The sequence below is a fragment of the Pseudonocardia sp. genome (assembly GCF_025965585.1).
Taxonomy (GTDB): Bacteria; Actinomycetota; Actinomycetes; order Mycobacteriales; family Pseudonocardiaceae; genus Pseudonocardia.
The window spans coordinates 1-5,962 of the sequence record NZ_JAOPWR010000127.1; the positions used below are offsets into that span (position 1 = coordinate 1).

Annotated in this window: 4 protein-coding genes; 3 read left to right on the plus strand and 1 reads right to left on the minus strand. The window is 70.8% G+C overall.

Annotated elements, in window-relative coordinates; all coding sequences use genetic code 11:
- Positions 1–704 precede the first annotated feature (704 nt).
- Both JWR81_RS08105 and JWR81_RS08110 read left to right on the plus strand, forming a co-directional pair.
- Positions 705–1,289: an antibiotic biosynthesis monooxygenase gene (locus tag JWR81_RS08105; RefSeq protein ID WP_297648956.1), complete on the plus strand. Its 585-nt coding sequence runs from the start codon at positions 705–707 to the stop codon at positions 1,287–1,289.
- Between the two features lie 65 nt (positions 1,290–1,354).
- Positions 1,355–2,368 (plus strand): LLM class flavin-dependent oxidoreductase, encoded by a 1,014-nt coding sequence (locus tag JWR81_RS08110; RefSeq protein ID WP_297648967.1) that lies wholly within the window; start codon positions 1,355–1,357, stop codon positions 2,366–2,368.
- A 759-nt stretch (positions 2,369–3,127) separates the two neighbouring features.
- Here the strand turns inward: JWR81_RS08110 and JWR81_RS08115 are convergent.
- A complete protein-coding gene (locus JWR81_RS08115) occupies positions 3,128–4,330 on the minus strand; it encodes an epoxide hydrolase family protein (RefSeq protein WP_297648960.1) in 1,203 nt (400 codons plus the stop codon).
- A gap of 472 nt (positions 4,331–4,802) precedes the next feature.
- Here JWR81_RS08115 and JWR81_RS08120 point away from each other — a divergent pair.
- On the plus strand, positions 4,803–5,962 hold a 1,160-nt coding region (locus JWR81_RS08120; protein WP_297648963.1), incomplete at its 3' end, for an ABC transporter substrate-binding protein.

Sequence of the window (5,962 nt, forward strand, 5' to 3'; positions counted from 1 at the left end):
CGAGCTCGCGCAGGTCCTCCTCGACCTCGCCAGGCGCGTAACCCCGGCGCGTCACAGCGAAATCACGTCCCGACCTCGGCAGATCACCCCGGGCAGCAGCCATGCCCTCCACGGTAGGAGCGTGACCCAAAACAGTGACACATGGCCGCACCGCCCAAGACCCGGGGAACCTCCCGCCAGGGGCGATCACCGGCGCGCCGGCATTACGCACCTGATGTATCCCCGAGCTGGCGTTCTGTCGAGGTCGCAGGCCGGAGGGTGGTGGGCGGAGGTCGAGCGCCACGACGAGCGTCAGTCGTCGGAGAGCGCCCTCTGCTGCCCCCGGGAGGTCAAGCTGTGTGCCAGATTCCGCCCTGCGGGGCCTAACGCTCGACCCGTTCAGGGGCGGATGTCCGGCACTCGCCGGCCCGTTGCCCGGCCGCGGTCAGGCGCAGAGTGACCCACGGGCCCGGCCCGGCCCTCACCGAGGTCATGGTGTGCAGCGTCCTCCTCGTCGTCGTCGTCCGCCTCGACGGTGAAAGAGATCGGAGCCGCGACAGCAGAATCACCAGCGCTCCGGCAACTCGCCGCGTTCGTGCCGGCCACCGGGCATCCGACCGGCGCCCACCGGCATGAGGACAAGGGCATCCGAGGCTCAGCCGGAGCCCCGCTTCTGGACTCATCGGTACCTGTGCGGTCGACGTTCCCGCGCGAAGGCTCGGCGGATGGCGACGGTGAGCGGCGGCCCCAGGGCGACCCGTCCCCGTGACGCGGCCGAGGAGCCGGTGACGGTGGTGTTCAGCTGGCGCGCCAAGCCCGGTCGGGAAGAGGAGTTCGCCGAGTGGGCCAAGACCCTCACCCTGGCGGCCACGCGCACCCCGGGCAACCTCGGTGCGACGGTCATCCACGAGGACGGCAGCCGCGACTTCCACCTCATCGAGCAGTTCGTGAACCGGGAGGCGCTACAGCGCTGGCTCGACTCCCCGGTACGCGCCGCGCTGCACGAGCAGGTACGGGACATCGCCGAGACACGCACGGCGGTGCAGCAGCGCACCGGCCTGGAGACCTGGTTCTACGTCCCCTCGCACGCCGGGGCGACGATGAGGCCGCCACCCCGGTGGAAGCAGTGGCTCGTCTCAGTGGTCGCGGTCTATCCGCTCGTGCTGTTGTTCCAGATGTTCGTCATCCCGCTCGTGGCGGACTGGCCGGTCTGGGCGAGGGCGGCGTTGTTCCCGCTGGTCATCCTGACGCTGATGACCTACGTCGTGATGCCCGTCGTGTCCCGGCTGCTGCGCGGCTGGCTTCGCTGATGCGCAGCGGGGTAACCGGCGACATGACCCCTCCCACCGGCTCTTCGGCGACCCCGACCGAGCGTGTGCCGTTGTCCGTCCTCGATCTCGCACCGGTGTCGAGCGGCCAGGACGTCGCCGATGCGCTCGAGAACACCACCCGTCTCGCCCGGGCGGTGGACGATCTCGGGTACGAGCGCTTCTGGCTCGCCGAGCACCACAACAGCGACACCTTCGCCAGCTCCGCCACCGCGCTGCTCATCGAGAGGGTGGCCTCGGCGACGTCCCGGATGCGCGTCGGGTCCGGTGGCATCATGTTGCCCAACCACGCGCCGCTCACCGTCGCCGAGCAGTTCGGGACGCTCGCCACACTGCACCCGGGACGCATCGACCTGGGCCTCGGCCGGGCGCCGGGCACGGACCCGCGCACCGCGCAGGCTCTACGCCGCGGTGCCGCGAACACCGACAGCTTCCCGCAGGACGTCAGGACGCTGTCCCGGTACCTGGCGCCCGCCGGACCCGGGCAGGGCGCGGTGCGGGCGATCCCCGGCCAGGGCACCGAGGTCCCGCTGTGGATGCTGGGCTCGTCCACGTCGAGCGCGGAGCTGGCTGGACGACTCGGGCTCCCCTACGCGTTCGCGAGCCACTTCGCGCCCTACCAGCTCGACGAAGCGCTCGCCGTGTACCGCGCGAACTTCGACCCCTCCGGCCCACTCGCCTCCGTCGACCGGCCGACGGTGATGGCCGGGGTCAACGTCATGGTCGCCGACGACCAGGACAGCGCCGAGGCGTTGTTCACCACCATCCAGCAGATGTTCCTGCGGCTCGCCTCCGGTGCCCCGGCCCCACTGGACCCGCCGCTGCCGAAGCTGCGGACCATGCTCGACGCCCAACAAGCCTCGGCCATGGACGGCCCGCTCCAGGTCTCCTTCGTCGGCACCCCCGACGTGGTGCGCGACGGCCTCGACGAGTTCGTCGCCCGAACCGGAGCCGACGAACTGCTCGTCGTCACCTACGCGCACGATCCGGTCGCACGCCGACACTCCTACGAGCTGCTCGCCGACGCCTGGGGGCTCCCCGGGCAGAACGCCGCGGCCTGAGGCGACGCCGTCGACCCGCGGTTCCCGGCCTCTCCGCCACGTTCCGAGGCTGCGCGGTGTGCGCGCTCCCACGAGCCGTGAATCTCCGGATGCCGGCCGGGTATCCCTCCGAGCAGCGATCGACAACAGGGGTAGGGAGAGAAGATGCAGGACCTCACCGCCGTCGCGCCCACGCCGCACGGCACCGAACCACCGCTTCCCGATCCGCCGATCCCGCCCGGTCCGGACCCGCAGCCACCCGGTCCCGGGCCGCTCCCGGGCCCACCGCCCAGCCCGATCCCGCCGCCCGGACCGCTGCCCCCGATACCACCCGATCCAGGTCCTGTCCCGTGATCGCCACCCGCGGCGGGTGAGCGAGCGGCGGCGGGTGACGCGGTCGGCGCACCGATCCCCGGCCGGGTGCCGGTGGAGCGCCGTCAGGCCGGGGAGGCGGCCCGCGGAGCCTGGACCATGAGCGCCTGCAGGCGGTCGCGACCGTGCTCGCGGGGGCCGCCGCGACGAGGTAGCGCTGGGTGCCGTCGGGTGCGGCGGTCCAGGTGTTCGCCCCGTCCGGGGCGACGGTGTTGCGCCCCGCCCCGCCCCGCTCAGCGCCGCGGCGGCCACCAGCACCATGAGGGGGCTCGGGTTGTGCCCGTCCGCCTGGAAGTGGTGCTCGGTCACCTGCAGGGAGTCGTAGCCAGGTCCAGGGCCGAGTGGCTCGGAGTCGACCAACTCGGGCCGCCGAGCGAGGGACATGTGCAGGCGTTTGCACACGGTCGTCTAGCGAAGTGACCGGAAGCCCGTGCGAATCTCCTCCGAGAAGAGTTGCGGCTGCTCCCAGGCCGCGAAGTGGCCGCCTCTGTCGAGCTTGTTGTAATGGACGAGTTTGGGATAGGCCTGCTCGACCCAACTCCGCGGGGCTTGATAGAGCTCGTCAGGAAAGACGCTCACGGCAACCGGGACGGAGACGCCCTTGACGGCGAAGAAGGGGTACTTGTTCTCCCAGTAGAGACGAGCGGAAGAAACCGCCGTGTTCGTCAACCAGTAGAGCGTGATGTTGTCGAGGACATCGTCCCGCGTAAGACCTTCGGGGTGTCCGGCGAAGACCCGTGAGATCAGGTCCAGACTACGCGCGTCATGGTCGAGCATGAAGTCCGCCAAACCGACGGGTGAATCCGCCAATCCGGTCAGCGTCTGCGGGCGGTCGCCCATCATGAGGGCATAGGCGATGTGCTGGTAGACGAAGGCCAGCTGCTCGCAGGCACGCCTTTCGTCATCCGGGAGATCGGATGGCAGCGGGTTGCCGGACTGGAGCGCCCTGTCGATGTGGGGCGGAACCGCGCCAGGCATGTTGGAGTGAATGCCGAGCAGTTCCGGTGGCGCCTGTACACCCATCAACTCAGTGATGATCGCGCCCCAGTCACCGCCCTGCGCCACGTACCGCGTGTATCCGAGGCGTCTCATCAGCTCCACCCAGGCCCGTGCGATGCGGTCGGGGCCCCAGCCGGTCGTGGTCGGCTTGCCGGAGAACCCGTGGCCGGGCACCGACGGAATCACCAGATGGAAAGCGTCTGATTCGCTCGCGCCATGTGCCACGGGATCGGTGAGTGGACCGACGATCTTCAGGTTCTCGAGGACCGAGCCGGGCCATCCGTGTGTGACGATGAGCGGCAGAGCATCACCGCGCTCCGAACGAACGTGAATGAAATGGATGTCCAGCCCGTCGATCTCGGTGATGAACTGCGGGAGAGCGTTCAGCTGCGCCTCGCACCTGCGCCAGTCGTGATCCGTCGCCCAATAGCGCGCGAGTGCCTGACTCGTCGCGAGCTGCACGCCCTGCGACTGATCTGGGACGGTCTCCTTGTCGGGCCAGTGCGTGGCCGCGATGCGCGCACGCAGTGCCTCGAGTTCCGCCTCGGGCACCTCGATCGTGAACGGCCGGATCGCAGGGGCGGCCGCTGATTCTTCGGTCGTGGCAGACATGTCGGGCGGTCTCCTCGGGGCTCCTTGGCTCGCGTCGGGACGGGCTGGTTCCCCGGCAGCGCGCGACCTGGGATCGCGCGTGGCCGAGGTGCCGAACGGCTGGGATGCGGAGCGGGACCAGTCCCCTCCCGTCTTCGTCGAAGACGCACCACCGTGTCACCGTCCCACCAGCGTTCCATCACCCGGAGAGGGTGATAGGAGGCCCTTCGACGGCCCTGCGGCGGCGGCCGGCTCGAGGGCGATTCTCGTCCACGTTCCCGATCTCGGCCACGCCCGTCGACTGCCCGACGATGCGACTCGCCGGATGCGCCCGACCCTCGTACGCCCCCGTACCCCCGGCCGCCCGTCTCAGCCCCGGACCGCGTCCGTCGGCACGCGCCGGGACCACGGGCACGCCGTGGAGGCTTGACCACTCCCGCCGCATTTCCTACGGTGCAGATACTTTATCTGCCTAGCAGAATGAGGCGCATCGATGGAGATACGCTCGGGTCCCGACGGGGCCGATCCCCCGGCCCGTCGCCGGCGCGGGTCGCGGCACGTCATCACGCTGATCGCGCTGGCCGTGGCCGTCGCGCCGGCCGCCGCGGGCTGCGGCGCCGCGACGGCCGACGGCTCGGTCTACCGCCTGGGCGTCATCACCAGCCAGACCGGATCGGCGAGCCAACTGGGACTCGGTGAGCTGCAGGGCGCGCAGCTCGCGGCCGACACGCTCAACGCCCAGGGCGGGGTCGCCGGCAAGCGGATCGAGCTCGTCGTCGCCGACGACCAGAGCACGCCGGTCCAGGCCGTCCTGCAGGCCCGCCGGATGGTCGGACACGTCGACGCGATCGTCGGTCCGTCGGTGTCCTCGACCTGCAACGCGATCACCCCGCTGGCCGAGAGCAGCCGCACGGTCGTCTACTGCCTGTCGCCGGGCATCAAGCCGAAGCCGGACGGCCACGTGTGGTCCGCCAGCGTCGCCACCTCCGATCTCATCCGCCGCGCGCTCCAGCACTGGCGGGCCGAGGGCATCACGCGGATCGGCATGCTCAACAGCACCGATGCCAGCGGCCAGGAGGGCGCGGCGTCGCTGCAGGCTGCCGCGGCCGAGATGCCGAGGACGCAGCTCGTGGGGACGGCGACGTTCGAGCCCGGCGCCGTGTCCGTCACCTCGCAGCTGCAGGCGCTCGCCGCGGCGAAGCCCCAGGCACTCATCGTCTGGAGCACCGGCGCCGCGGCCGCCGTCGCCCTCAAGGGGGTGTCGCAGCTGGGCCTCGACATCCCGGTCGCCACCACCGACGGGAACCTGACCTACGCCTTCCTGGGCCGGGTCGCGGACTACATCCCACCGACGCTGCTGATCCCCGCCACCCAGGACTTCTGGTGGCAGCAGTCCGAGCGCCCATCGCCGGCGCGTGCGCTCGAGGAGTCCTACCACCGCGACTTCGAGGCCCGGTTCGGCAGCAGGCCCGACTTCGGCCCCGGCGTGGCCTACGACGCGGTGCACGTCCTGGCCGACGCCCTCGCCCACCACGACGGGGACCGGACCACCCTCAAGGAGACCCTCGAACGGCGCACCGGCGTCGTCGGCGTGGTCGGCACCTACGACTTCAGCCCCGACGACCACCGGGGCCTCGGCATCGACGACGTCGC